Raw genomic sequence first — 23,517 nt, forward strand, 5'->3', positions numbered from 1 at the left:
TTTCGTATAAAAATCTAATTTCAGTGTTTTCACCTGTTCTTCAAATAATTCAAGATTTATTGGTGAAAACCATTGTCCAAATGAAGTTTTTCGTGTAATCTTGTCCATGAGATGTGTCCTTTATTAGTGGATTTGGACGGGTTACCACCTGACTTATCCATTATAAAGGACTTTTTCTTTGCATAAAATAATTTATTGAAGATTTCGAATGTTTTTAATAGTAAAACAAAATTAGTGCAACACTAGTGACCCAAAGATAAAACTTTTATTTAACCAAATAAAAAGCCAAACAATTTGCTTGGCTTTTTATTACAACGTTCCAAAAACAATGGTTACAACTGTAATAGAAACGATAATTCCAACTAAATCCGCTAATAGCCCTACTTTAAGTGCGTCTCCCATTTTTTTAATTCCCACTGCACCAAAGTAAACGGTTAAAACGTAGAAAGTAGTATCCGTACTCCCTTGCATTGTCGATGCTAACCTGCCAATAAAAGAATCTGGTCCATATGTTGCTATTAAATCTGATGTCATCCCAAGTGCTCCTGTACCAGAAATGGGGCGAATTAAAGCTAAAGGAACGACTTCAGTTGGTACTCCTACCGCTTGTAAAACCGGCTTCATTAACTCAATAAAAAATTCCATAGCCCCTGAAGCGCGAAACACAGAAATAGCCACTAACATTCCTACCAAGTAAGGAATGATTGATACTGCCATTCCAAAGCCTTCCTTTGCACCCTCAACAAATGTTTCATACGTTGGAATACGTTTTATCGTTCCAAAAATTAATATAAAACCTATTATCAATGGAATAAGCCAAATTGAAATTATACTAATCCATTCCATTACAATTCCCTACCCTTTCTTACGCGTCGATAATAGAAGAAACGATCAATCAAAATTGCAGCAATTGTTGAACATGTTGTTGCGATAAGAGTAGTACCCACAATTTCTGTTGGGTTCACTGATCCATAATTCATTCGAATTGAGATCACGGTAGTTGGAATTAATGTAATACTCGCTGTATTAATAGCAAGTAATGTGATCATTGAACGGCTTGCAGAGTCTTTATTGTCATTTAAAACTTTTAGTTGTTCCATAGCTTTAATTCCCATCGGCGTCGCAGCGTTACCTAACCCAAATATATTTGCTGTCATGTTAGATAAGATATAACCCATAGCCGGGTGATTGCTAGGAACATCTGGAAAAAGCTTTGTCGCTATTGGTTTCATAATCTTCGCTAAGCCTACTAAGAGTCCAGAAGCTTGGGCTATTTTCATTAACCCTAACCAAAAAACTAGAATACTTATTAAACCAATACAAATCGTTACAGCATCTTGAGCACCCTTAAAAACAGCTTCATTTACAGCATCCATATTACCATTAATCGCTGCAAATATTATTCCGATGATTAACATTGACATCCAAATAATATTAACCATCTTTATTCACTCCTAGTATAAAAAGAACTATATCCTTAACTTTAGACCAAAAGCTTTCATTTTCTTCATCTAATTCACCAACGAAAGAAAGTGGCACTTCACCGATACTATTTCCGCTAAGTTCAACTGTTATTTTTCCTACAGGATTTGGAATTCCATTTGTTAACCATTCATTTCCTTTCGGTGGATGATAGAGAGTTATCTTTTTGTTTACTAATGTTTTTTCATCCTGCGCTAATGGATATTCAAATGTATAGTTAGCTTTAACCTTATTTTTATAGAATTCATCATTTACATTATTAATAATTCCTTCCTCAACAACAGGAAGTACTTCAAACGTATCAAAACCCCAATTAAACATATTCATATGATCTTGCCAATCACTCGGTGCATTTAAAGTGACTGCTATTAAGTTAACATCGTCCTTCATTGCTGTTGAAACAAGTGTACGTTTTGCACGTTTCGTATAACCGGTCTTTCCCCCTGTTGAGTATTTATAAAGTTGTGTTAAGAGACGGTTTTTATTTTGCCAAATACGATCCCAATCTTCACCTTCCTGTGGAGCACGATAGCTTTTAGTTCCAGAAATCTTTCTAAATGTTTCATTATTCATTGCGTATCGAGATAATAATGCCATATCATAAGAAGTAGAGTAATGTTCCTCATGATCGTCTAAACCGTGCGGATTGTTGAAAACTGTTTTCTGCATTCCTATTTCTTTCGCTTTTTCGTTCATTAAATAAACAAATCCTTCTAAACTACCACCTACATGTTCAGCAATCGCAACTGCAGCGTCATTACCTGACCTTAACATAAGTCCATACACTAAATCTTCAAGGGTTATCTTTTCTCCAAGCCTTAAATATAAAGATGAACCTTCTGTTCCAAAGGCATTACTACTTACCGTGACCTTTTCTTCCATCATTCCCGATTCAATTGCTATTATAGCTGTCATAATTTTTGTAATACTTGCTATTCTTAATTGCGTGTGGGCGTCCTTTTCAAAAAGCACTCGTCCACTTTCTTGCTCCATTAAAATTGCACTCTGTGCTGAAACAGAAAATTCAGTCGCCGACACACTAGTTGTTGATATCGAAAATAGTAATATGAATACTATTAATAAAACATTTATTTTCACCAAATTTTTTTTCAGCATTTTCTATACCCCGTCCCTTTTCATGTTTTGTACAAGTGTATGCACACAAAAAAGGTGATATGATTGCTATTTAGAATATTCACTATTACGATTCATCAAAAAAGGTTAGAGCCCTTGCCAGGTAGACTCTAACCTTAAAACTAATGTAAATACTTTTGTATTTTTTTTAAAACTTCATCCATTTCATTTGCGCAATTTGCAAATATATTTTTCACTTGCTCATTTTCAGTTTGTAATGCAAAAATTTCTAAATCTGCCTGAGTTTTTTTTATAGATGCTAAAAGCATAGGTTTTTGTTTAGGTTCGGGAATTTTTAACTTATCATCAAATAAATCAACTGTAAGTTCCCCATAACTATCAACTTGTCCTAAAAAAACGTTTTCTATAGCTACTCCAAGAGTATTTAACTCTTGTTCAAGCCATTGCCTATTAAAACCGATAGTTGCTAACGCCTCATCCATTACCTTTCCATCCATCACAACAGTTTGAGGCTCTTTTTCAGGTGCAACAGGTATAAGCATATCTTTTGGAGTTAAGGGTTGATTCTCTTTTTTTAATAATACATTAATTGCTCCATTTGATTCTAAAACTGCATATTCTACATCAGCAACTTTAAAGACATTTTTTGTTCTTAATTGTTTTAGTAATTCATCTGTCGTGTAGCGCTGTTTTTTCATATTATCTTCTAAAACTTTTCCATCCTCAATCACCGGTATTCCTTTACCATGTAAAAAATTCCTAAATGAAACACTCTTCATCGATAGATAATTCACAATTCCAATGACAGCTAACCATGTAATGAGGGCTATAATTGAATATCCAACCGGTATACTAATGACAAACGAACCAATGGCTAATATCACCCCAATAATTAACAATAAAGTAGCTTCAAAAAATGAAAACTGGGCAATAGATTTCATTAAAAAGAGTCTTGTAGAAATTATTAAAATTACTACAGCACCAATTGACCTTAAAATTACTTCTACCCAACCTGGTATCATGTCATCCCTCCTAGGCGTTGTAGCCGAAGTAATAGTAACTAAAACCCTTTATATTGTGGCTCTTGAAACTCAATCTCTCCAACCCTAGTTTCGATTTGCCCTATGACTTTTCGGGTTTTTAAACACGTCTCATGAAAAGCAAGTCGCGCTTCCTCATTTTCAGTTTTTATAGCAAGGCTATTTAATGTTGCTTCGATACTCTTTAAACTAGATAAACATTGCTTTACTTGTGAACCTACTGTCATATATACTTCTCCTTATCCTTTTGGTTTAAAAACTAATGCCGCAATAAACCCAAATATGATAGCAGCTGAGATACCAGCACTAGTAACCTCAAAAATTCCAGTGATAACACCGACAAGACCGTACCGTTCAGCTTCTGCCATTGCCCCATGTACAAGAGAATTCCCAAATGAAGTTATTGGAATTGTAGCACCAGCTCCCGCAAAATCTATTAATGGTTCATATAAACCAATCCCGTCTAATATTGCACCCATTACTACTAATGTACTCATTGTATGTGCAGGGGTTAACCTCATAACATCCATCATAATTTGTCCAATTACACAAATAATCCCCCCTACGACAAAAGCCCAAAAAAAGATCATTGGCTCCCACCTCCAGCTTCAATAGCAACGGCATGAGCAATACAAGGAATGGTTTCTTTTTGTTGAAACGATAACGGCGATAATAACGCACCTGTTGCAACTACCAACATTCTGTTAATTTCGCCTTTTCTCATTTTGTTTAATAAATGACCATATGTAACAGCTGCAGAGCACCCACAACCACTAGCACCTGCAAAAATAGGTTGATCTTCCTTGTATATTATCAAGCCACAATCTTGAAACTTCTCCTTATTTATTGGAATATTATGTTTTTCAAATAAATCAAGTGCGATATCGTGCCCAATCATACCTAAATCGCCAGTATAAATATAGTCATAATAGGATGGATCGATATTAAGATCCTTCAAATGGGCACATATGGTGTCTACAGCTGCAGGAGCCATAGCTCCACCCATGTTAAACGGATCTGACAATCCCATATCAATTACCTTTCCTAGTGTAGCAGCTGTAATAACAGGGCCATTTCCATCCTTACTTACAATTGCTGCACCAGCTGCAGTTACTGTCCATTGTGCAGTAGGTGGTTTTTGTCCACCATATTCTGTTGGGTAACGAAATTGTTTTTCTGTAGCAGTGTTATGACTTGCCGTACCTGCTAATACATTATTCCCAAATCCACTATTAACAATTAATGCAGCTAAAGCCAATCCTTCCATTGAAGTAGAACAAGCTCCAAAAAGACCGATATATGGAGCACTTAATGTTCTACAAGCAAAACTTGACGGTGTCACCTGATTAATTAAATCTCCCGCTAATATGAACTCTATATCTTCTTTTTTTAATCCAGCTTTTTCAATAGCTTTCATACAAGCTTCCTCAAACATTACTTTTTGTGCTTTTTCATATGAATCTTGCCCCAACCAAAGATCACCATGAAGTGTATCAAAATCATTCGGGATGGCTCCTTTTGCTTCATACGGTCCACCAATGGTTCCTGTTGAAATAATTTTCGGTTTGTTATTAAACATCCAACTTCTATGACCTATTCTCATTATAATCCCCCCCATCGGATAAGGATTGTTTTGATAATGGCAATAACAAATGCTGAAAACGTCCCAAAAACGATAACTGAGCCTGCTAGTTTAAACATATTACCTCCTACTCCTAAAACATAGCCCTCAGTACGATGTTCGATTGCAGCAGAAGCAACTGAGTTAGCAAAACCTGTAACAGGTACAGCAGTTCCAGCACCAGCGAATTGAGCAATACGGTCATATACACCAAACCCAGTCAATAAAACTGCAATAAAGATCATCGTTGCTACGGTTGGATTACCCGCTGTTCTTTCATTAAAATCAAAGAAATGCAAATAAAAGGTTTGAACAAATTGACCAATAAAACAAATAAACCCACCCATAAGAAAAGCTTTTATACAATTTTTAAAAACAGGCCTTTCAATTTCTCGTTTTTTGGCCAATGTTTGATATTCTTGCTGAATTGGTGTTAAATTCTTCTTTTTTTGATCCGACATTTCCGCCACCCCTCCTTTATATTATTTACCCTTTCATAAATCTCTCAATCCGTTTTATTTCTTTCTCAATATCTTCTTTATTTATTGTGTTTTGATACATCTTACCTTCAAGCTTTTCTAACTCAAGAAATACTTTTTTATCTGTTGATATATGAACATTTGCATTAGGAAAACGTTTTTTAACTTTATTATGAGCATTTTTCCGTATTTGATCTAAAAAAAATCGATCAAAGTGCTTAACTTTAGTTGCAATATATATATCCTCGTCTACTCCTACTCCTTTCACCTCAATTACTTCTTCCATAGAGATAACAATTTGCTTAGCAACATCTGCTCGAGTTTGATCGATCGAATGATTTGTACCTATGTATAGTGGTTTAACTTGAACACCTTGACCGACAATATTGCACCCAGTGATAGTAATAGTTAAGATAATTAGAATATAAATAAACTTCTTCCTCATAAATATCAGTCCATTCTTTAATTTCAGTCTGTTTTTTTTATTTTTTTTCAAATACTTCTTTTTATGTATTATTTAAAGCGAATTATGTTTTTTAGGTTGATTTAGGGGTGAGAAAATTTTTATGTTAGTAAATTAAATGAATTAGTAAGTGTAAAAGATTTACTCTCTTAACTGTTGCCAAAACAAACGCCAAATAGATAAAATAATAGTATTTTAAAGAGGTGACTCCATCGTAAGATTTTGAAGAAGTCAATATTAAAATCAAAATTCTGAGCCATCCCCTTTTTAAAATGAGTTAATTTTTATATTGAGGTTCTTCTTGCTCTATTTCCTGTACTCTTGGTGCTAATGTGTCTACAATCATTTGTGTTTGTTGAGCACTCTTTAATCCAGCTAACGTTTGTTTTACTTGAGAAGCAACAGTCATCTTAACAACCTCCAAAATATTTTATAAATTGAACGTAATGTTCAAATATTATTTTGATTTATTTCAAAAACTATATTCTTCCAATTATTCACAATATCAGTTTCGATTTAAATAATAGTAGTAATAATTGCAAGAAAAGCGCAAAGTCACGAGCGAAAGGCACTGTAAGGCCTTTGACAGAAGCCGTGGAGCTAGACAGTTTCTAAGTTAGAAATTTTATACTCTTACCTTTTTAAGAAAAACAGTAATAACAACTATAAATAATTTTATAGAGGGAGGTCTTCATGACTATTTTTAAAGTTATTGTCATAATAAGTTTTTTCTTACTCCTTTCTGTCTTGTTAGTACAATTTGTAATTTTAATTAAAATCAATCGAAAACTAAAAACTGTTAAAACCTTTCATGATCAAGCTCAAACTAAATTAAATGAAAAAAATCTGAGAGAGGAAATAATTACATCCAACTTATTAAAAATGTTTACGATTCGTAACGCCGTCCATAAACAAACAAATCATGTTCATGTTAAAGCTATAGAACATGCACCTAAATCAATACAAATTGATGATAAACTTTTAGCAAATTGCTTTTCTAAAAGTAAAGTAGCCTTAATCCATTTGTACTGGGAATTATTTAATTCCTACATAAACAACTATTGGCTTAATAAAAACAATCAATTAAAAACTGTTTTTTCAGGCGATGTAGCTAAAAGAACAGGTGATGTAGGAAAAATGATTATAGCATCGGAACAATTGGTGAAGAAGCTTGATAATATTCTTGAAGATATACTGAAAGAAGACAAAAAATAACAGAAAAATAGAGTAGGCGCATGAATAATTTCATGCGCCTCTCGCAGATCTTATCCCGACTTCTAGATTATTCCGACCTTTTAACTGTTTAAATTAAAATACTTCGAGATAACAATTTCTTTTCTCTAAAGAGATGGAAAAAGTCGGAATAATAAATTAGCAGTTGTATTTTTTTCATATAAGCCAACCGATAATAGATTTGGTTATCAACCAAATCTATTATTAATGGAGGCAATATGTATGAATAAGGTCACAATCCAAGATTTAATTGTTTTAGCTAAAGAAGAGTTGAAAGGACTACAGCTTTGTGATGATTACCTTGATTTTTATCATCACAGTGCTTTTCAGCCAATCTCTACTTTCTACCATAAGAAATCAGAACTATTTTATCGTCCTGAACTGATGGATGAACTTAGAAGTCATTACCAGAAGCTTTTTTATTTAGGTACTATTTCACAAAAGACCTTATGTTGGCGTTTGAGAGGCCTCGGTATTCTAAATGAGGTGTACAAAACCGGTGGTTTTGCTTGGAAAGTCTTTAGTACTAAAAAAGAATCCCTACTTTCCAGTTATTTCAAAAAAATATTAACAGAATTTCTGACAAGTCTTGGGAACATATGCAGAATCGGTATTTACAGATCCATCGTTGAAAGGTACCTCCTGTTTTTGACTACACATGGACACTGTACAATTGAAAGAGTCTCACCTGTAGATATTCGAAGTTTCATTGTTGATATGTCTACCTGTCGCCCAAAAACCATGGATGATGTAGTAACGGTACTAAGAAAACTTCATACGTATCTTCGCGAGGAAGAACTGCTTGATATCCGTTTCGAACCGGTCCTTTTTGCACCTAGAGCTCGTGATAGGAAAGTGCTCCCCTGTTTTTCGTCTGAAGAGATAAACCTTATTTTGAAACAGGTTAATACAAAAACACCTGTTGGAAAAAGGGATTTTGCTATCATTCAGCTTGGCATCTGTACCGGACTGCGTGCAGGCGATATCGTAAACCTAAAGCTGACAGATGTTGACTGGAAAAACAGTGAGATTCATGTGATACAGGGAAAAACAAAACAGCCGTTATCACTTCCGTTGGAAGTACGTGCTGGTAATGCCATAATTGACTACATTCTTAACGGTAGACCAAAGTCAGAATCCCCATATATATTTTTGAGAAGTCTTGCACCATATCAGAAGTTTTATGATGGTGTATCTGTCGCCTGCGTATTACGAAGATATCTTAAGAGGGCCGGCATCATCCATACTGTAGGTGACGGAAAAACCTTTCATGGACTTCGCAGGACACTAGGTACTGAAATGGTTGTCCAGGGAATACCGATTACAACAGTTTCACAGGTGCTAGGGCACCATTCGCCAGAAGCTGCTAAACAGTACGTCTCCCTAGATACTAATGGTCTGAAACAATGTGCATTAAGCTTCAGCACCATCGGGGAGGTCCGAGTATGAAAAATGGAATCGAAAGCTTTTTTACTCCATATATTGAGGAAATGCTTGAATTCAAGGTAAGTCTAGGCTACCAAAGACGCACATATGAGGGGTTTCTTCGTGATTTCAGCAGGTTCTGCAGGGGAAATTATCCGGAGGAAGACAGACTGACCATGGAACTTGTCCATGCGTGGGCAACAATGCGACCTACAGAAAGTCAGTCAGGGTTTCGCAGGAGGCTATCCCCTTTAAGAGAATTCGGAAAGTATCTAAATGCGATAGGTATTGACAGCTATGTTATACCTTCCAACTATACAGGAGGTAAGTCCTCATTTATACCGTATATATTTACAGATGAAGAACTTATAGCTATTTTTACTGAAGCCGATCGCCTAAATAGAAACAAAAACACACCTAATCGTCATCTAATTGTCCCTGCATTATTAAGGATGATTTATTTCTGCGGTCTACGTCCTAATGAAGGACGTGAAATCAAGAAAACAGATGTGGATCTAGATAGTGGTATCCTCTTTATTCGTAAGAATAAGACACATAGAGAACGTATTGTACCAATGTCAGATGACTTAAGAAACTTCTGCATAGATTATAATGAAAAGCTAAAGATATTCTCACCCAACAGCGAATACTTCTTTCCAAATCCAGACGGCATCCCGTATTCGGCTAAATGGCTCACCCAGCAATTTCTTTCGATATGGGAACGTACCCAACCTGTACAATATACTACTAGAGTACGTGTATACGATCTCCGTCACAGATTTGCATCGGCAGTCATGATGAATTGGCTTAACAAAGGCGCAGATTTATATGCAAAGCTTCCATACCTAAGTACATATATGGGGCATGCTAAATTTTCTGATACTGCCTATTATATTCATCTTCTTCCTACAAATCTGACTCGTTCTAATGCAATTGATTGGGATTCATTTTTGGAACTGATACCGGAGGTATCACCATGGTAAAATCGGAAAGCTTGAAGTTTTACCAAATGGTACGGGACTTTCTAACGGTCTATTTGCCAAAACAAAAAGCAAGCAGTGCCAATACTATTAAGTCTTACAGAGAGTCATTGAATCTCCTCCTAGAATACTTGAAGAAGGAGGAAAACCTTTCATTGATGGATGTTTCTTTTGAGAAAATTTCCAGGAAAACCGTGGAAGGCTACCTTGATTGGCTAGAAGAAACTCGCAAATGCGGTATTCCGACCAGAAATCACAGGCTTTCTAGTATACGTTCCTTCTATAAATATGCTGGAAATAGGGACCTGTCGGTCATTGCCTATACTCTTGAATTTGAAAAGATCCCCATCAAAAAGACGGCGAAAACACAACAAGTTAAATTCTTTGAAGAGGATGCATTAAAGGCAATCCTTTCACAACCTGATACATGTACCAGAAAAGGTTTACGAGACTTATTTTTCATGATATTGATGTATGACACTGCTGGCAGAAGTCAGGAAATGCTTAACTTAAAAGTCAGTGACATTCGTGTATCTACAAAGGATTCTCACGCAGTATTAAATGGAAAAGGAAACAAAATAAGAATCGTACCACTCATGCAGAGAACCATTGATCACTTTAATAATTACCTTCGACTTTTTCATGACGGAAATGTTACAAATGAATTTCTATTCTATGTTATACAAAAAGGGAAAAGACAGGCAATGTCAACTGATAATGTTGAGAAGTTCATGAAACGATATGGGAAAACAGCGAGAGATCAATGTAATAAAGTACCTGAAGGTCTTCATCCACATATGTTTCGTCATTCTAGATCAATGCATCTTTACCGCAGCGGCATGCCACTGGCACTTCTGTCGGAATGGTTAGGACATGCACAGTTGGAAACAACTAAGATTTATGCAAATGCGGATACACAAATGAAACGGGAAGCGATAGAAAAAGCAACAAGCAGTCTAAATCCAATGAAACTAGAACAGAAATTTACATCATGGCAGAATGATGAAGAATTAATTAAACGTCTTTATGGTTTATTATAGACATAATTATTCCGATCTTTTAAGCTATTAGCCATCAAAAATATATAAAAGTCCTGTGTTTTTGATGGCTACTTATAAAAAGTCGGAATAATGCAGAAGTCGGGATAAGATCTGTTATCCCGACTTCCGGATAACAGATCCGTACGTGCGGGTCATCGCATACGGCTCCTCCATGATTATCCCCTTTGAGGATGATGTTGCTTGTAAATATTTACAAGAGATACAAGACCTATTTCTTCGAACCATTCGTTTGGTAAGGCAGTATGTACAGGCGTACATTTAGAGCTTCTCCAGAAACACATACGCAATTGGGGAAGTTCACCTTTCCATTTTCTTTTCCGTAATTCCCTGTGCAATTTTCTAATTTTCCGCCAACTTCTTAGTTGTATTGATCTTAATCTTCGACGTATCCACCTATCAAATTGCACAAATAGTGCCTTTACATGCCAGTGGCCAAAATAGTTTCCCCATCCACGTAGATATGGATTAAGTTTGTGTTTAATGAGACATACTATATTTACTGTTTGATTACGTTTTGTTATTTCTTTTACCTTACTTTTGAATTTCTTTATCGACTTCTCAGATGGTTTTACCCAGTATCCACGCTTAAATTCATGTCCGAGGAAAACAAAGGTTTGTTTTAGGTTGTTAACAATCTTTGTCTTTTCAGGATGAACGATTAAACCTAATTCTTTTTCTAGAAATCGAGTAACTGATTTAAGCACACGTTCCGCACCTTTTTGTGTCTTACAACAAATGACAAAGTCATCCGCATATCGTGTTATTCTGTGTCCTCGTTCTGTCATTAGTGAGTCAAGTGGGTGTAGGTAGATGTTGGCAAGTAAAGGACTAATAACTCCACCCTGAGGCGTTCCTTTTTCATTTAAGTAGAAACTACCACCTTCCATAATACCCGCCTTGAGAAAACTCTCAAGTAGTTGGATAATACTCCCATCCACAACTTCTTCTCTCACAAGCATCATAAGTTTATCCTGTGGGATTGTGTCAAAGTAAGATTTCAAATCAGCATCTATTACATAGACATATCCATCTAACAGATCATTCCGGATCTTTTCTAAAGCCATATGTGCACTTCGATTCGGTCGAAAGCCAAAGCTACAGTCCATGAATTTGGCTTCGAATATCGGTTCTAAAATTCTTCGTACAGCTGACTGTACAACACGATCTCTTACAGTAGGAATTCCTAGAGGTCTTTCTGAGCCATCTGGTTTTGGAATATAGACACGCTTTACTGGTCTCGGCTTATAAGTTTTCTCTTTCAACTCACGTTGAAGGACTTGTACATTGTCCTCAACACTAAATTCAAAAGCTTTGATCGTAATGCCATCCACACCCGGGACTCCCCTATTTCTTTTTACCTCTTTAAAAGCCTCTTCCATATTCGGCATAGCCCATACTTTATCGATTAGACTATACCATTTTCTCTTTTTACGTTTACCTACTTCATCACGAAAGTTTCTCTTATTTATAAGTTCTTTCACGTATCGGTTTTCCTTTCTCTTACAAACTCTCCCGAATGACTAGCTCAACATCAGCACTAATCGGGTTCTTCGTATCCACCCCAAACGGTCTACCCTTCTGTTCAACCCTGGTTCTACGGCTACCGACCTCACCAGTTTCTGTTTGGTACATGATAACTCTATAAATTGATCAACTTTTCTTCCATGGGCAAAAGGCTTCGCAGCAATCAAAGTCCTTTTGAGAAAATGATTGTCTTTGTGACTTAGCACAAAGTCGCCCACCTTTGCGACTTTTCCAGTGGGCTTTTTCACTACTATCCCTCGCTCTGACTTCTCACCACCCATAGCCTCAACTTATCCATCTCGGATTTGTCTAAGGGTTACCACTAAGTGGAGACGATGAGATCTCCTTGGGTCACGTCATCGGGCTTTCCCTCGAATCCAGTCCTCATAACTAACAAAGTCTACTGTGGTATTGGACACTCCCTTCTTTTGCAGGGTTATCCGACTTTGCCAGCCAGCATGGTTATCGTCGCCTGTTCCAAGTTTTGTCTTCAGATCCTCCGCACATTTCTTCGCAGACATGCACTATCTGTCAACTATACATTTCCGCCACTACGGCATGTTCGGGACTTACACCCGTTAGTCCGACGCGCTGCCAAGCGCACAAAAGGAAGACAAATTTATATTGTCTTCCTTTTGTATTTAAATGATTAAGAAAATTAGTATCAGAGCAAACTAAAAAAGCTAAATTTTAGTAGGAAAAGGAGTTTTTAGTATGAGAAAGCTTATTTCTTTTTTTATAATTATGGCACTGCTTCTCACAGCTTGTCAGCAGGCACCTGAAAATGACGCTTCTGTTAAAGGGCTTGAGAAAAATGATAAAGATCCTAGAAAAAAAGTAATATTAGTCATGATCGATTCAATGACTGGTTCCGTTATAGACCGAACAAAAGAAAAAGGAACGATTCCTTCGTTACAATTTTTAATAGACAAAGGACAATATTATAAAGAACTAGTTACACCTTTCCCATCTATGTCTGTTGTTATTGAAAGTACTTTATTAACAGGAAAAATGGCAAATGAACATAGGGTCCCTGGATTAAACTGGTATAGTAGTGAGGAGGATCGCTATATTGATTATGGAGCTTCTATAGAAAAAGTGCTAAAGCTAAGTCCAAAGCAATCCTTTGAAGATTCTCTATACCATTTAAATAATACTCACTTAAGTAAAAACGTAAGCACTATATTCGAAGACTTAAATGAAAAAGGATTCACAACTGGTTCTGTTAACTTTATTGTTTATCGAGGTCCTAAGTCTCACGCACTTTCAATACCACCTTTCTTTCAGGAAGTGATTGGACTTCCAGAAGCAATGCATACGAAAGGGCCTGATCTACTAGCGTTTGGTCAATTAATTAAACCAAATGCACTGGAAGGTAAACAACTTCCTGATTCTGTTTTCCGTAAATTTGGTTTGAACGATGAGTATTCGGTAGAGGCTGTAAAATCTTTAATCAAGTCGGGGGAACAACCAGATTTTTTAACGGTGTATCTGCCAGATTTTGATCGTGAAGCGCATAAACACAGCATACATTACTTGAGTGGATTTGAGAAAGCTGAAAGCTTTTTTCAAGAAATATTAAACAGTTACGACAGCTGGGAAAAAGCACTCGAAGAAAATATATTTATCATTTTAGGTGATCATGGTCAAGATAAGCTGCTAGAAAACGCTGTAGAATTGACAATAGATTTAGAAGAGATTTATGAAGGCTTTTCGATCGCTCCTTTAGGAGAAATGGTTAGTAATTATGACTTAGCGTTTGCTAACAATCACCGAATGTCATATGTATATGCACCCAACAATCCTACTGCTTTCCCTGAACTAGCCAATTTAGCTATGATTGATGATCGAATAGCACTTGCTAGTTGGATTAATGACGAATGGATATATGTTACTTCACCTGACTATAACACATCATTCCGTTTCAAACGTGGAGATACTTACAAAGATCGTTATAACCAAAGATGGGAAATTGAAGGCGATGAACGAATTGTTTCAATAAAAATTAATAATAAACAACTTAATTATGTAAATTATCCAGATGTATTAAATCAGTTAGATACCGCATTAAGAAGTCAAGATAGTCCTGTACTAGTACTTACAGCAGAACCAAGTTATCAATTTGTTTCAGAAGGAGCGCCCGTCCATGAAGGTGGTGGGGAGCACGGGGGGATCCATGCCAATGATACACTTGCTGCTTTAATTATAGCAGGGACTGAAAAAAAGCCTAAATACTTAAGAATGGTTGATTTAAAAGATTATATTTTAGAATTATTTGAGTAAGAAAAATGACAAGGTCTTTAGTTTTATTATCAGGTGGATATGGTATTATATCCACCTTCAATTATAAAATAAATTACCAATGTAGTTGCTTTGCTTTCATAAACCGTTCAGCAACATGGTCCCAGTTTACTAAGTTCCACCAATTATCAACATAAAGATCACGGTTATTTTTATATTGTAAATAATACGCATGTTCCCAAACATCTAATGGTAAAATTGGGATAACATCCCACTGAGTTAAATTTTGATGTTTTTCTGCTTGTAAAATTTCTAAACGATTTGCTCTTGGTGACCATACCAAAATTGCCCAACCAACCGCTTCAACGTTTTTAGCAGCTTCAGAAAAGTGTTCTTTAAACTGCTCGAAGCTTCCGAAATCTAAATTAATTTGTTCAGCAAAGGTACCTCTAGCAGTCCCACCCCCTTTTGGGCTCATTACCATCCAAAAGATTGTATGCAAGTAATGACCCGCCCCATTAAATGCTGCTTCTCTTTCCCAATGCCTGATTAAATCAAAATTATTTTTACGCCTCGCTTTCTCCATTTCTTTTTCTGCTTTGTTTAAACCATCTACATAGCTTTTATGATGTTCAGAATGATGTAATCTCATAATTTCTTCATTAATAAATGGTTCGAGTGCATTATAAGCATAAGGTAATGGTGGAAGTTTATGCTCGCCGATCGGTACTCGTTTAGCGTTTAGCTCTTTCCTTTTTTCAATCACTGGATTTTCTTCAATATACAAATCATTAGGGTTAAATTCACGATATAATTCATTTGCCTTTTCGTATAAGTGGACTGATTCTTCATTGGATAGATAGCTAGTATTTAAGTTAACTAAGTCGTTTTCAAGGCTAATTACGCGATTGATTAGGTGTTCATTTCCTCTTGTTTCATTGTTAGTTAAAGCAAACCGGAACTCTTTACACCAGTCTAATAAATCTTCAAATTGAGTCAATGGTCTTTGTTCCATATTTCCCCTCCTGGTATTAAATTAATTCTTTACCTTAATGAATTTCATAGTTGTTTATTTTCGCTACTCTGATACTAAATGTTGTTGGATGAAGATCGTTTCCAACAACATTTAGTATCAGAGTAGCTCCATTTAGGTAATTATGAAATTCACTCACCTATTCAACTAATTTAATTGTTTTTAACTTTCACTAATGTACGGAATTACTATATGCATTAGACTATTTTCTGTGCTTATTCAAAAAAATGTACACACGAAATAATAATTTCAAAAAAGAGGATGACTGTTTACTAAGTCATCCTCTTTTTTCCTTTTATTTTGTTTGTGTTACTTTCGTTTGATAATCTGTTTCGTAATATTCAAGCTCTTCACGAATGTTTTGGAACGGGCCTTCAATAGTTGCCACCATAGTCTTTAAAGAATCAGGGACTTGACAAGCAAATTTGATTGCATTTTTTCCAGTATATGCCGCTCGACTATCCTCGTACCAATTTTCAATTCTAGGGTTAAAAAACTCTTCAATACAATTATGATAAATCCAAAATAATGTCTTTTCAGCAGCAGCTTTTCTAAATGTGTTTCCGTTTAAAATGACTTCACATGAATTCTTACCTTCATCACAAAAAACATTTATTCTTCTAAGCGATACAAGCAAGTCAGCGTAGTATCCTTCTTTTTCTTCTTCTTTTTCAGCTTTTAAAGTTGAAATAGTCGTTTCATTTAAAAAATCGCTTACTGTGTTACTAATTTTGTTAAGCGTTTCATACGCTAACGTAATTTGTCCTCTAACTAGGCTATTACCCATAATAATCCCCCTACGTTTAATTTATAAAGAAAATATTGGAAAGACTTAGCAATACCAAGTCTTTAAGCGCATCGTACATGATATATACTTTTATTACAAAACCAATAAAGACTAAATACTAATACACACATATATTTTATTTTCTTATAACTATATTATACGATAAAAAAGTGACAAGCTGTGAACCTTTTTTGTATGTGACCTTAGTTTTCATCATTTGATATTAATTCCTGTTGGAACCTTTCAAAAAACAGATCCGCTTCTTCAATAGAGGCATCTAAATCTTTTTGTGGAAGTGGTGGTAGTTCATTTAAAGATTTCAAACCAAAATGATCTAAAAACTCTTTTGTTGTCCCATATAATATCGCTCTCCCAGTTCCCTCTACTCTGCCAACTTCTTTAATTAAATGTTTTGCTACTAATGTTTGCAAAGGGCGTTCAGACTTAACACCTCTAATTTCTTCTATTTCCGCTCTCATAATAGGTTGTCTATAAGCAATTATTGCTAACGACTCTAGAGCCGCCTGAGAAAGTGTAGCCGAACTAGGGGCATTAATTAGTCTTTTAAAATATTGTGCGTGCTCTTGTTTCGTTGTAAATTGGTAAACACCAGCTAACTTTACAATCTGCATACCTCTAGCTTGACTATTATACTCATTTATTAATTCATTTATTAATTTATTAACCGAATTAGGGTTAACTTGTAAAACATCCACTATCTGTGTTTCATCAATACCTTCTTCACCAGAAATGAATAGAAGTCCTTCAATTATTGCTTTAATTTCCGTGCTATTCATCTAACCGACTTTCCTCCCAGCGTAAAATATCGATATCATGAAAATTAGATTCTTGCTGACAAATTATTTTTTTAGCCTTCATTAATTCTAACACTGCTAGAAATGTAACAATCATTCTCCCTCGATCATCGAAATCAAACAATTGAAAAAAAGTTATCTTCCCATTTCTAACATTAAGTTCATCAATGATCTCTTCCATCCTCTTTTCTAGAGGAAAATCTTCTCTGTTTATTTTCGTTTGCTTTGGTAATTTCAACTCTTTTCTTTTCAAAAGTTGACTAAACGCATCAAGCATGTCGTATAAAGTCGCATTTATTGTTTGCGGCTCCAGTTTTGCTTCCTCAATAAAAGGAGTAAGATCACTCGGGGATTTACTAAATAGCAAGCCTCGTTCTTTTTCACGGTCTTTTAATGTTTCAGCTACTTCCTTATAACGTCTATACTCAATTAGCCTATTGATTAGCTCTTCACGAGGGTCCTCTTCTTCAACAAGCTCATATTCTTGATTGAACAATTCATCCTCATGCTTAGGTAATAGCATTTTGCTTTTGATTGCTAGTAAGGTTGCAGCCATAACCAAATACTCACTTGCAACATCGAGCTCCAATCTTTGCATTGTATGAAGGTAATTCATATATTGGTCTGTGATTTTCGCCACTGGTATATCATAAATATCTACTTCTGCTTTATTAATCAAATGTAAAAGTAAATCTAAAGGTCCTTCAAAAGCATCTAACTTAACATTATATTGATTCATTAATTCACCATTTCCAAACTTTTATTCGTTAATTAAGAAAAGCTCTAAAACTTGTCAGCTTTCATGATGGAAAAACTATACTTGTCCATGCATAATAATACCTCTCAATTAGGTCACCAATTTATGATTATATCACATTTTCCGAATAAGAAGTTACTCATATTACTGACAATGTTTTTACTACATTAATAATAATTATCTATGTTAAACTTAATTGAGACCAACCTTAATGAAAGTGGTGATATAAAATTGTATCCACAACCATATCTTGAGTATTTAATTTACTTTCATTGTCAACGTGATTATTTTGAATGTCATGAAGTATTAGAAGAGTATTGGAAAGAAAACGAAAAAAATAATAAAGTCTGGGTGGGTTTTATACAGCTCGCTGTAAGTATGTACCATTATAGAAGAGGTAACTTTACGGGAGCGAAAAAACAAATTGAAAAATCAATTAAAATTTTTGAACATGAAAAAAATCAACTTAATACCCTAGGAATAGATCCTGAAACTTTTTTTAAATTAATTAATAACCAAAAAGTGGCTATAAAAAACAATCTTCCCTATACTCCCATAGCACTCCCCATAAACAAATCATTAATGGAAGAATGCATAAAAAAATCCAAAGAAAAAGGGATTCTTTGGGGGAAAGAAGAAATTATACTCACGGATAAAATTATTCATAAGCATAAGTTAAGAGACCGATCTCTTATTATCGAAGAACGGAAAAAACAATTAAACCGCAGGAGAAAACAATAATTTATTCTCTTCCTTTTTCATTTTCACATTTCACAAAAAAAAGAGTTGTTTGAACACTAGGAACAACATTTCCTTTATAAATTTTTTTTAAACAGGTAATCATTTTTTTCCCAATACCTTCTTCTCTAAATGAGGGATTTACGGAAATATGATTTAGCTGGTATGTTTCATTCTCTAATAATGAAACTCCTACAAGACCAACAATATCTTCTGCTTCTTTCCATAAATAAAGCTGCCACCGATCATCATCCTCATATTTCTTGATTGTTTGTTGCAGCTTTTTTACATTTTTTTCATCTGGCATGTATGCTAGAAGACCCATAGCAATTTTTTCATAGCTACTTTTAAATTTAATAAGCATCGTACATCTTACACCCCCTAGACGTAGATCAAAACTTAATTAATAAAAAACTAAAAATTCAAATAATCTTCGTCTAAACTATTCATTAACTTTTAAATGGCTAAGAATACTTCTTCCTACTGGTTGCAATAATAAGATTTAAGTATAATTTTTTATGGTAATTAATCCACTTTTATAAACTATACTACGAAATAATTTTATAGGTTGTGCATACTATTGTAAACTCTTTTTTACAATAAAAGGATAAACAAGCTCAACTAGTATAAAAAAGTTTTACTTATCTATCCTTAAATTCAATTATAAAGTTAATTATTATTTGAATGAACGATTAAGATTTGCCATTTCTATTGCTGCAGCTGCTGCTTCCCATCCTTTATTACCTGCTTTGGTTCCAGCTCTTTCAATTGCTTGTTCAATTGTATCCGTTGTAAGAACACCAAAGATAACAGGGATTTCTGTTTGAAGCGTAATTGATGCTACACCTTTTGAAACTTCACTACATACATAATCAAAATGTGGAGTTGAACCTCTTATTACAGTTCCTAAAGTAATCACTGCATCATACTTCTTAGAATTTGCCATTTTCTTTGCAATTAACGGAATTTCATATGCCCCCGGTACCCAAGCGATATCTACGTCAGCCTCATTAACTCCATGACGTTTAAGAGCGTCTTCGGCTCCACCTAAAAGCTTACTTGTAATAAATTCGTTGAAACGACCAACTACAATTCCAAACTTTAAACCAGTACCAACTAAATTGCCTTCAAAAATATTTGCCATCTTTCTCTCCTCCAAGTTTCTTAAATTTCATCTACACAAGAAAAGCGCAAGCGCCTTGGTCACGAGCAGCTGCTCTTTGGCTTCCGAAAAGGACTGAAGTGACCGAGCTCGTAGGCGCTGAAGCTAGACAATTTCTAAGTTAGAAATTTATAAATTCTGATTACAAAATAAAATTACAATAATTTAATATTTAATCTTAAAAGTGAAGCAAATGTCCAAGCTTTTCTTTTTTTGTTCGTAAATATTTTTCATTATCAATGTTGTGTGGCAATTGAAGTGCAACACGATCAACCACCTCTAATTCATACCCCTTCAGTCCCTTAATTTTTCTAGGATTATTCGTAAGGAGTTTCATTTTACGAACACCAAGGTCTCGTAAAATTTGGGCACCAATGCCATAGTCTCGTAAATCAGGCGCAAAACCTAACTTTTCATTAGCTTCTACAGTATCAAATCCTTCTTCTTGTAGTTTATACGCCTTCATTTTATTTAAAAGACCAATTCCTCTGCCTTCTTGGCGCATATATAAAAGAATACCTTTACCTTCTTTTTCAATTTGCTCAAGAGCCGCATGAAGCTGCGGACCACAATCACAACGAAATGATGCAAAGACATCACCAGTTAAACATTCTGAATGAACTCGAACTAAAACAGCTTCATCTGGTGATATATCCCCTTTCACTAAAGCAATGTTTTCTTGCCCATCTATTACGTTTGAATATCCAATTGCTTTAAATGTACCATACTCAGTTGGTAAGCTAATTTCCACTTCTCGATTTACTAACTTATCTTTCCGATTTCGATACTGAATTAGATCTTTAATAGTAATCATTTTTAAATCATGCTCGTCAGCAATTTTTCTTAAATCAGGGACCCTTGCCATTGTACCATCTTCATTAATAATTTCACATATTACTCCAGCTGGTTTAGCTCCTGATAGTCTCGCTAAATCAATAGCAGCTTCTGTATGCCCAGCACGCCTAAGTACTCCGCCGTCCTTAGCTACAAGTGGGAAAATATGCCCCGGCTTTTTGAAGTCGCTCCCTTTTATATCCTCGTTAATTAAGGCAAGAATAGTATCAGAACGCTCATGTGCTGAGATACCTGTCGTTGTCGTTTTATAATCAACACTAACCGTAAACGCAGTACCATGTGGATCAGTATTTCTATCTACCATTGGTAATAGTTCTAATTGTCTAGCCCTCTTTTCAGTGATAGGAGTACAAACTAACCCTCTTCCATGAGTAATCATAAAATTAATAACTTCGGGAGTAGTTTTTTCAGCTAACGAAACAAAATCTCCTTCATTTTCACGATCTTCATCATCACAAACAATTACGACTCTTCCTTGCATTAATTCATAAATCGCTTCTTCAATCGGATCAAACATAACAAATTCCCTCCTCGTTTTATATTCCCCTCAATTTTTTTTATTTAAATCCATGATCTTCTAAAAAGCTTGCTGTAAGTGTTGTGTTACTCTTTTGATTAGTAAATCTTTGCTGAATAAATTGTTCAATATATTTTCCGACCATATCACATTCGATATTTACGATGTCACCTGGTTCTTTTATACCAATAATGGTTTCTAAAAGAGTATGAGGGATGATGGAAATCATAAATGTGTCTTCAGTCACTTTAAAAACTGTTAAGCTTGTTCCATCAATTGCTACAGAACCTTTTAATATAATATATTTCCTAATCTCCTCAGAAACTTTTATTTCATAATAAACCGCATTATCTTGCCTTTGCTTTTTAACTATTTCACCTATTCCATCAACATGACCGGAAACAAAGTGCCCTCCAAAACGCCCACCGGCTGCCATTGCTCGTTCAAGATTTACCTTCGAACCTCTCTTAAGCTGTCTAAGGCTTGTATTCCTAACTGTTTCTGGCATCAAATCAACAGTAAACCTTTGACTATCAAATGATGTAACTGTTAAACAAACACCGTTGACAGCAATACTATCTCCGAGATTAACATCAGTGAGCAATTTTTTTGATTGTATAGTCATCACAATCGCTTCGCCAGACTGTTTAATCTGTTCAATCGTACCAACCTCTTCTATAATTCCTGTAAACATTGTTAACCTCCTTTCGGTACAGACACAATTTTAATATCATCACCTATTTGCTTTACCTCTTTAATTGTAAGAGGGAGTGCATTTTCTATTTTAGAAAAGCCTATACCAGAAAAAGATGTCGGTGCTTCTTTACCACCAATAAGTTTCGGAGCAATATAAGTAATAAGTTCATTAATGGCGTGCGCTCGTAAAAAACTGTCATTAACTGCACTGCCTCCTTCAACAAACAATGAAGTTATACCTTTTTTCCCTAAGATTTGTAGGAGATCTTTTATCTTAATTTTATCGTGAGCTACCTTTACCACTTTTACTCCTAATTTTTCAAGCTCATCTTGTTTTGTTTTTGGAGCCTGAACAGAAGTAACAACCCAAGTCTCAGCCTCTTTATTTATAACAATGTTAGAATCTAATGGAGTACGTAAAGTCCGGTCCAAAATTATCCGAATTGGATTTTTACCGCCTGTTTCAATTCTAGTAGTTAATGTTGGATTATCTGCCAAAACTGTACCTATCCCGACTAAAATCGCATCATGTTCGTGGCGTAGTTGATGCACATCTGTACGTGCTGCATCTCCGGTAATCCATTTACTTTGACCAGTTGAGGTGGCTATCTTTCCATCCAAACTAGTCGCAGTTTTTAACGTAACAAATGGAGTGCAATTAGAAATAAAATGAAAAAACACTTTATTTAATTCACGTGCCTCTTGCTCTAATACCCCAACTTCCACTTCAATGTTAGCTTCCCTTAGTTTTTCAATTCCACTTCCTGCAACTAACGGATTAGGATCAAGGGTAGCTATAACTACTCTTTTTATCCCGTTTTTAATAATTAAATCTGTACATGGGGGGGTTTTCCCATGATGACTACACGGCTCAAGAGTTACGTATATCGTTGCCTCTTTTGCTTTTTCGCCTGCCATCTTAATCGCATGAACTTCAGCATGTTCAGTACCTGCCTTTAAATGTGCCCCCATACCTACAATTTCACCGTTCTTCACAACAACAGATCCTACCATTGGATTAGGTGAAGTTTGTCCTTTTGTTCTCTCCGCCAGTTGGAGAGCTAAATGCATATACGATACATCATTCATTTCGTTTCATCCCTTATAAATGATAAAATAATACCCCTAAGAAACGAGTCCTTAGGGGTAAAAAGATACATAATTAAATAAACAGGAGGTAGCATATATTATCAGATAAATACAGACTACACCTATTATTTGAACCTAATTCCTTCTCCCATCCAGACTTTACTGTCGGCTTTGGATTTTCACCAAATCCACCGTTTTACGATTTGTAAAACGGGTCACGGGCTTAGAAGTATGAACTTCATCACCGCCGGTTGGGAATTTCACCCTACCCCGAAGGACCAATTAATTGGTATTATTAAATTTGGCTTTCTTAACCCTATTCTATCTCTTTGTGACAAGTTACGTCAACTTTTAATTATGAATATTTCATTAATAATAAAATTTTTATTAATTAACCTAAACATTTATTTCTATAAACTGAACT

Annotated in this window: 26 protein-coding genes and 1 riboswitch; of the genes, 6 read left to right on the forward strand and 20 right to left on the reverse strand. The window is 35.2% G+C overall.

Features of this window, described 5'->3' with window-relative positions:
- Nucleotides 1-309 precede the first annotated feature (309 nt).
- The 10 genes from BKP37_RS17250 to BKP37_RS20810 form a co-directional block, all read right to left on the reverse strand.
- Nucleotides 310-846: a spore maturation protein gene (locus BKP37_RS17250; protein ID WP_071310872.1), complete on the reverse strand. Its 537-nt coding sequence runs from the start codon at nucleotides 844-846 to the stop codon at nucleotides 310-312.
- Complete coding sequence (locus tag BKP37_RS17255; RefSeq protein ID WP_071310873.1) at nucleotides 846-1,442, reverse strand: nucleoside recognition domain-containing protein; 597 nt, start codon at nucleotides 1,440-1,442, stop codon at nucleotides 846-848. The genes BKP37_RS17250 and BKP37_RS17255 overlap by 1 nt, the downstream gene beginning before the upstream one ends.
- Entirely contained in the window at nucleotides 1,435-2,598 is a 1,164-nt protein-coding gene (locus tag BKP37_RS17260) for a D-alanyl-D-alanine carboxypeptidase family protein (protein WP_071310874.1), read from the reverse strand. Before BKP37_RS17260 ends, BKP37_RS17255 begins: the two co-directional genes overlap by 8 nt.
- 140 nt (nucleotides 2,599-2,738) lie before the next feature.
- Complete coding sequence (locus BKP37_RS17265; protein WP_342707805.1) at nucleotides 2,739-3,599, reverse strand: DUF421 domain-containing protein; 861 nt, start codon at nucleotides 3,597-3,599, stop codon at nucleotides 2,739-2,741.
- 38 nt (nucleotides 3,600-3,637) lie between these two features.
- Nucleotides 3,638-3,844 carry a DUF1657 domain-containing protein gene (locus BKP37_RS17270; RefSeq protein WP_071310875.1) on the reverse strand — a complete coding sequence of 69 codons (207 nt, stop codon included), beginning with the start codon at nucleotides 3,842-3,844 and terminating at the stop codon, nucleotides 3,638-3,640.
- A 12-nt stretch (nucleotides 3,845-3,856) separates the two neighbouring features.
- Nucleotides 3,857-4,207 (reverse strand): stage V sporulation protein AE, encoded by a 351-nt coding sequence (gene spoVAE, locus BKP37_RS17275; protein ID WP_071310876.1) that lies wholly within the window; start codon nucleotides 4,205-4,207, stop codon nucleotides 3,857-3,859.
- The gene (spoVAD, locus tag BKP37_RS17280) at nucleotides 4,204-5,220 is read right to left on the reverse strand and encodes a stage V sporulation protein AD (protein WP_071310877.1); all 1,017 of its coding nucleotides are present in this window, start codon (nucleotides 5,218-5,220) and stop codon (nucleotides 4,204-4,206) included. Before spoVAD ends, spoVAE begins: the two co-directional genes overlap by 4 nt.
- Entirely contained in the window at nucleotides 5,220-5,699 is a 480-nt protein-coding gene (gene spoVAC / locus BKP37_RS17285) for a stage V sporulation protein AC (RefSeq protein ID WP_071310878.1), read from the reverse strand. Before spoVAC ends, spoVAD begins: the two co-directional genes overlap by 1 nt.
- Nucleotides 5,700-5,724: 25 nt before the next feature.
- On the reverse strand, nucleotides 5,725-6,162 hold the full coding sequence (locus BKP37_RS17290) for a YhcN/YlaJ family sporulation lipoprotein (RefSeq protein ID WP_071310879.1): 438 nt from the start codon (nucleotides 6,160-6,162) through the stop codon (nucleotides 5,725-5,727).
- Between the two features lie 295 nt (nucleotides 6,163-6,457).
- Nucleotides 6,458-6,589 (reverse strand): hypothetical protein, encoded by a 132-nt coding sequence (locus BKP37_RS20810; RefSeq protein ID WP_281243092.1) that lies wholly within the window; start codon nucleotides 6,587-6,589, stop codon nucleotides 6,458-6,460.
- 284 nt (nucleotides 6,590-6,873) lie between these two features.
- Here BKP37_RS20810 and BKP37_RS17300 point away from each other — a divergent pair, with 284 nt between their 5' ends.
- From BKP37_RS17300 to BKP37_RS17315, 4 genes are all read left to right on the forward strand, one after another.
- Nucleotides 6,874-7,395: a hypothetical protein gene (locus BKP37_RS17300; protein ID WP_071310880.1), complete on the forward strand. Its 522-nt coding sequence runs from the start codon at nucleotides 6,874-6,876 to the stop codon at nucleotides 7,393-7,395.
- Nucleotides 7,396-7,635: 240 nt separating this feature from the next.
- Complete coding sequence (locus tag BKP37_RS17305; protein WP_071310881.1) at nucleotides 7,636-8,862, forward strand: site-specific integrase; 1,227 nt, start codon at nucleotides 7,636-7,638, stop codon at nucleotides 8,860-8,862.
- Between the two features lie 152 nt (nucleotides 8,863-9,014).
- The gene (locus BKP37_RS17310) at nucleotides 9,015-9,821 is read left to right on the forward strand and encodes a tyrosine-type recombinase/integrase (protein ID WP_169823180.1); all 807 of its coding nucleotides are present in this window, start codon (nucleotides 9,015-9,017) and stop codon (nucleotides 9,819-9,821) included.
- Entirely contained in the window at nucleotides 9,815-10,858 is a 1,044-nt protein-coding gene (locus BKP37_RS17315) for a tyrosine-type recombinase/integrase (protein ID WP_071310883.1), read from the forward strand. Before BKP37_RS17310 ends, BKP37_RS17315 begins: the two co-directional genes overlap by 7 nt.
- Before the next feature lie 176 nt (nucleotides 10,859-11,034).
- Here the strand turns inward: BKP37_RS17315 and ltrA are convergent, their stop codons facing one another.
- Nucleotides 11,035-12,360 (reverse strand): group II intron reverse transcriptase/maturase, encoded by a 1,326-nt coding sequence (gene ltrA, locus BKP37_RS17320; RefSeq protein WP_084034855.1) that lies wholly within the window; start codon nucleotides 12,358-12,360, stop codon nucleotides 11,035-11,037.
- 757 nt (nucleotides 12,361-13,117) lie between these two features.
- Here ltrA and BKP37_RS17330 point away from each other — a divergent pair.
- Nucleotides 13,118-14,686 (forward strand): alkaline phosphatase family protein, encoded by a 1,569-nt coding sequence (locus BKP37_RS17330; protein WP_071310885.1) that lies wholly within the window; start codon nucleotides 13,118-13,120, stop codon nucleotides 14,684-14,686.
- A gap of 73 nt (nucleotides 14,687-14,759) precedes the next feature.
- Here the strand turns inward: BKP37_RS17330 and BKP37_RS17335 are convergent, their stop codons facing one another.
- From BKP37_RS17335 to BKP37_RS17350, 4 genes are all read right to left on the reverse strand, one after another.
- Complete coding sequence (locus BKP37_RS17335) at nucleotides 14,760-15,659, reverse strand: superoxide dismutase (RefSeq protein ID WP_071310886.1); 900 nt, start codon at nucleotides 15,657-15,659, stop codon at nucleotides 14,760-14,762.
- Between the two features lie 313 nt (nucleotides 15,660-15,972).
- Complete coding sequence (locus BKP37_RS17340; protein WP_071310887.1) at nucleotides 15,973-16,464, reverse strand: DUF3907 family protein; 492 nt, start codon at nucleotides 16,462-16,464, stop codon at nucleotides 15,973-15,975.
- A gap of 203 nt (nucleotides 16,465-16,667) precedes the next feature.
- Nucleotides 16,668-17,261, reverse strand: a complete 594-nt coding sequence (scpB, locus tag BKP37_RS17345; protein ID WP_071310888.1) for an SMC-Scp complex subunit ScpB — start codon at nucleotides 17,259-17,261, stop codon at nucleotides 16,668-16,670.
- Complete coding sequence (locus BKP37_RS17350) at nucleotides 17,254-18,018, reverse strand: segregation/condensation protein A (protein WP_071310889.1); 765 nt, start codon at nucleotides 18,016-18,018, stop codon at nucleotides 17,254-17,256. Before BKP37_RS17350 ends, scpB begins: the two co-directional genes overlap by 8 nt.
- A 249-nt stretch (nucleotides 18,019-18,267) precedes the next feature.
- Here BKP37_RS17350 and BKP37_RS17355 point away from each other — a divergent pair, with 249 nt between their 5' ends.
- A complete protein-coding gene (locus tag BKP37_RS17355; RefSeq protein WP_084034857.1) occupies nucleotides 18,268-18,777 on the forward strand; it encodes a DUF309 domain-containing protein in 510 nt (169 codons plus the stop codon).
- 1 nt (nucleotide 18,778) lies between these two features.
- Here the strand turns inward: BKP37_RS17355 and BKP37_RS17360 are convergent, their stop codons facing one another.
- From BKP37_RS17360 to ribD, 5 genes are all read right to left on the reverse strand, one after another.
- Complete coding sequence (locus tag BKP37_RS17360; protein WP_071310891.1) at nucleotides 18,779-19,138, reverse strand: GNAT family N-acetyltransferase; 360 nt, start codon at nucleotides 19,136-19,138, stop codon at nucleotides 18,779-18,781.
- A 312-nt stretch (nucleotides 19,139-19,450) separates the two neighbouring features.
- Nucleotides 19,451-19,918, reverse strand: a complete 468-nt coding sequence (gene ribH, locus BKP37_RS17365) for a 6,7-dimethyl-8-ribityllumazine synthase (protein WP_071310892.1) — start codon at nucleotides 19,916-19,918, stop codon at nucleotides 19,451-19,453.
- Between the two features lie 196 nt (nucleotides 19,919-20,114).
- Nucleotides 20,115-21,308 carry a bifunctional 3,4-dihydroxy-2-butanone-4-phosphate synthase/GTP cyclohydrolase II gene (locus tag BKP37_RS17370; protein WP_071310893.1) on the reverse strand — a complete coding sequence of 398 codons (1,194 nt, stop codon included), beginning with the start codon at nucleotides 21,306-21,308 and terminating at the stop codon, nucleotides 20,115-20,117.
- Nucleotides 21,309-21,348: 40 nt separating this feature from the next.
- Entirely contained in the window at nucleotides 21,349-22,002 is a 654-nt protein-coding gene (gene ribE, locus BKP37_RS17375) for a riboflavin synthase (RefSeq protein ID WP_071310894.1), read from the reverse strand.
- Nucleotides 22,003-22,004: 2 nt separating this feature from the next.
- Nucleotides 22,005-23,093: a bifunctional diaminohydroxyphosphoribosylaminopyrimidine deaminase/5-amino-6-(5-phosphoribosylamino)uracil reductase RibD gene (ribD, locus tag BKP37_RS17380; protein ID WP_071310895.1), complete on the reverse strand. Its 1,089-nt coding sequence runs from the start codon at nucleotides 23,091-23,093 to the stop codon at nucleotides 22,005-22,007.
- A 136-nt stretch (nucleotides 23,094-23,229) separates the two neighbouring features.
- Nucleotides 23,230-23,375, reverse strand: a riboswitch (FMN riboswitch).
- Nucleotides 23,376-23,517 lie beyond the last annotated feature (142 nt).

This window comes from Anaerobacillus alkalilacustris (assembly GCF_001866005.1).
Lineage (GTDB): Bacteria > Bacillota > Bacilli > Bacillales > Anaerobacillaceae > Anaerobacillus > Anaerobacillus alkalilacustris.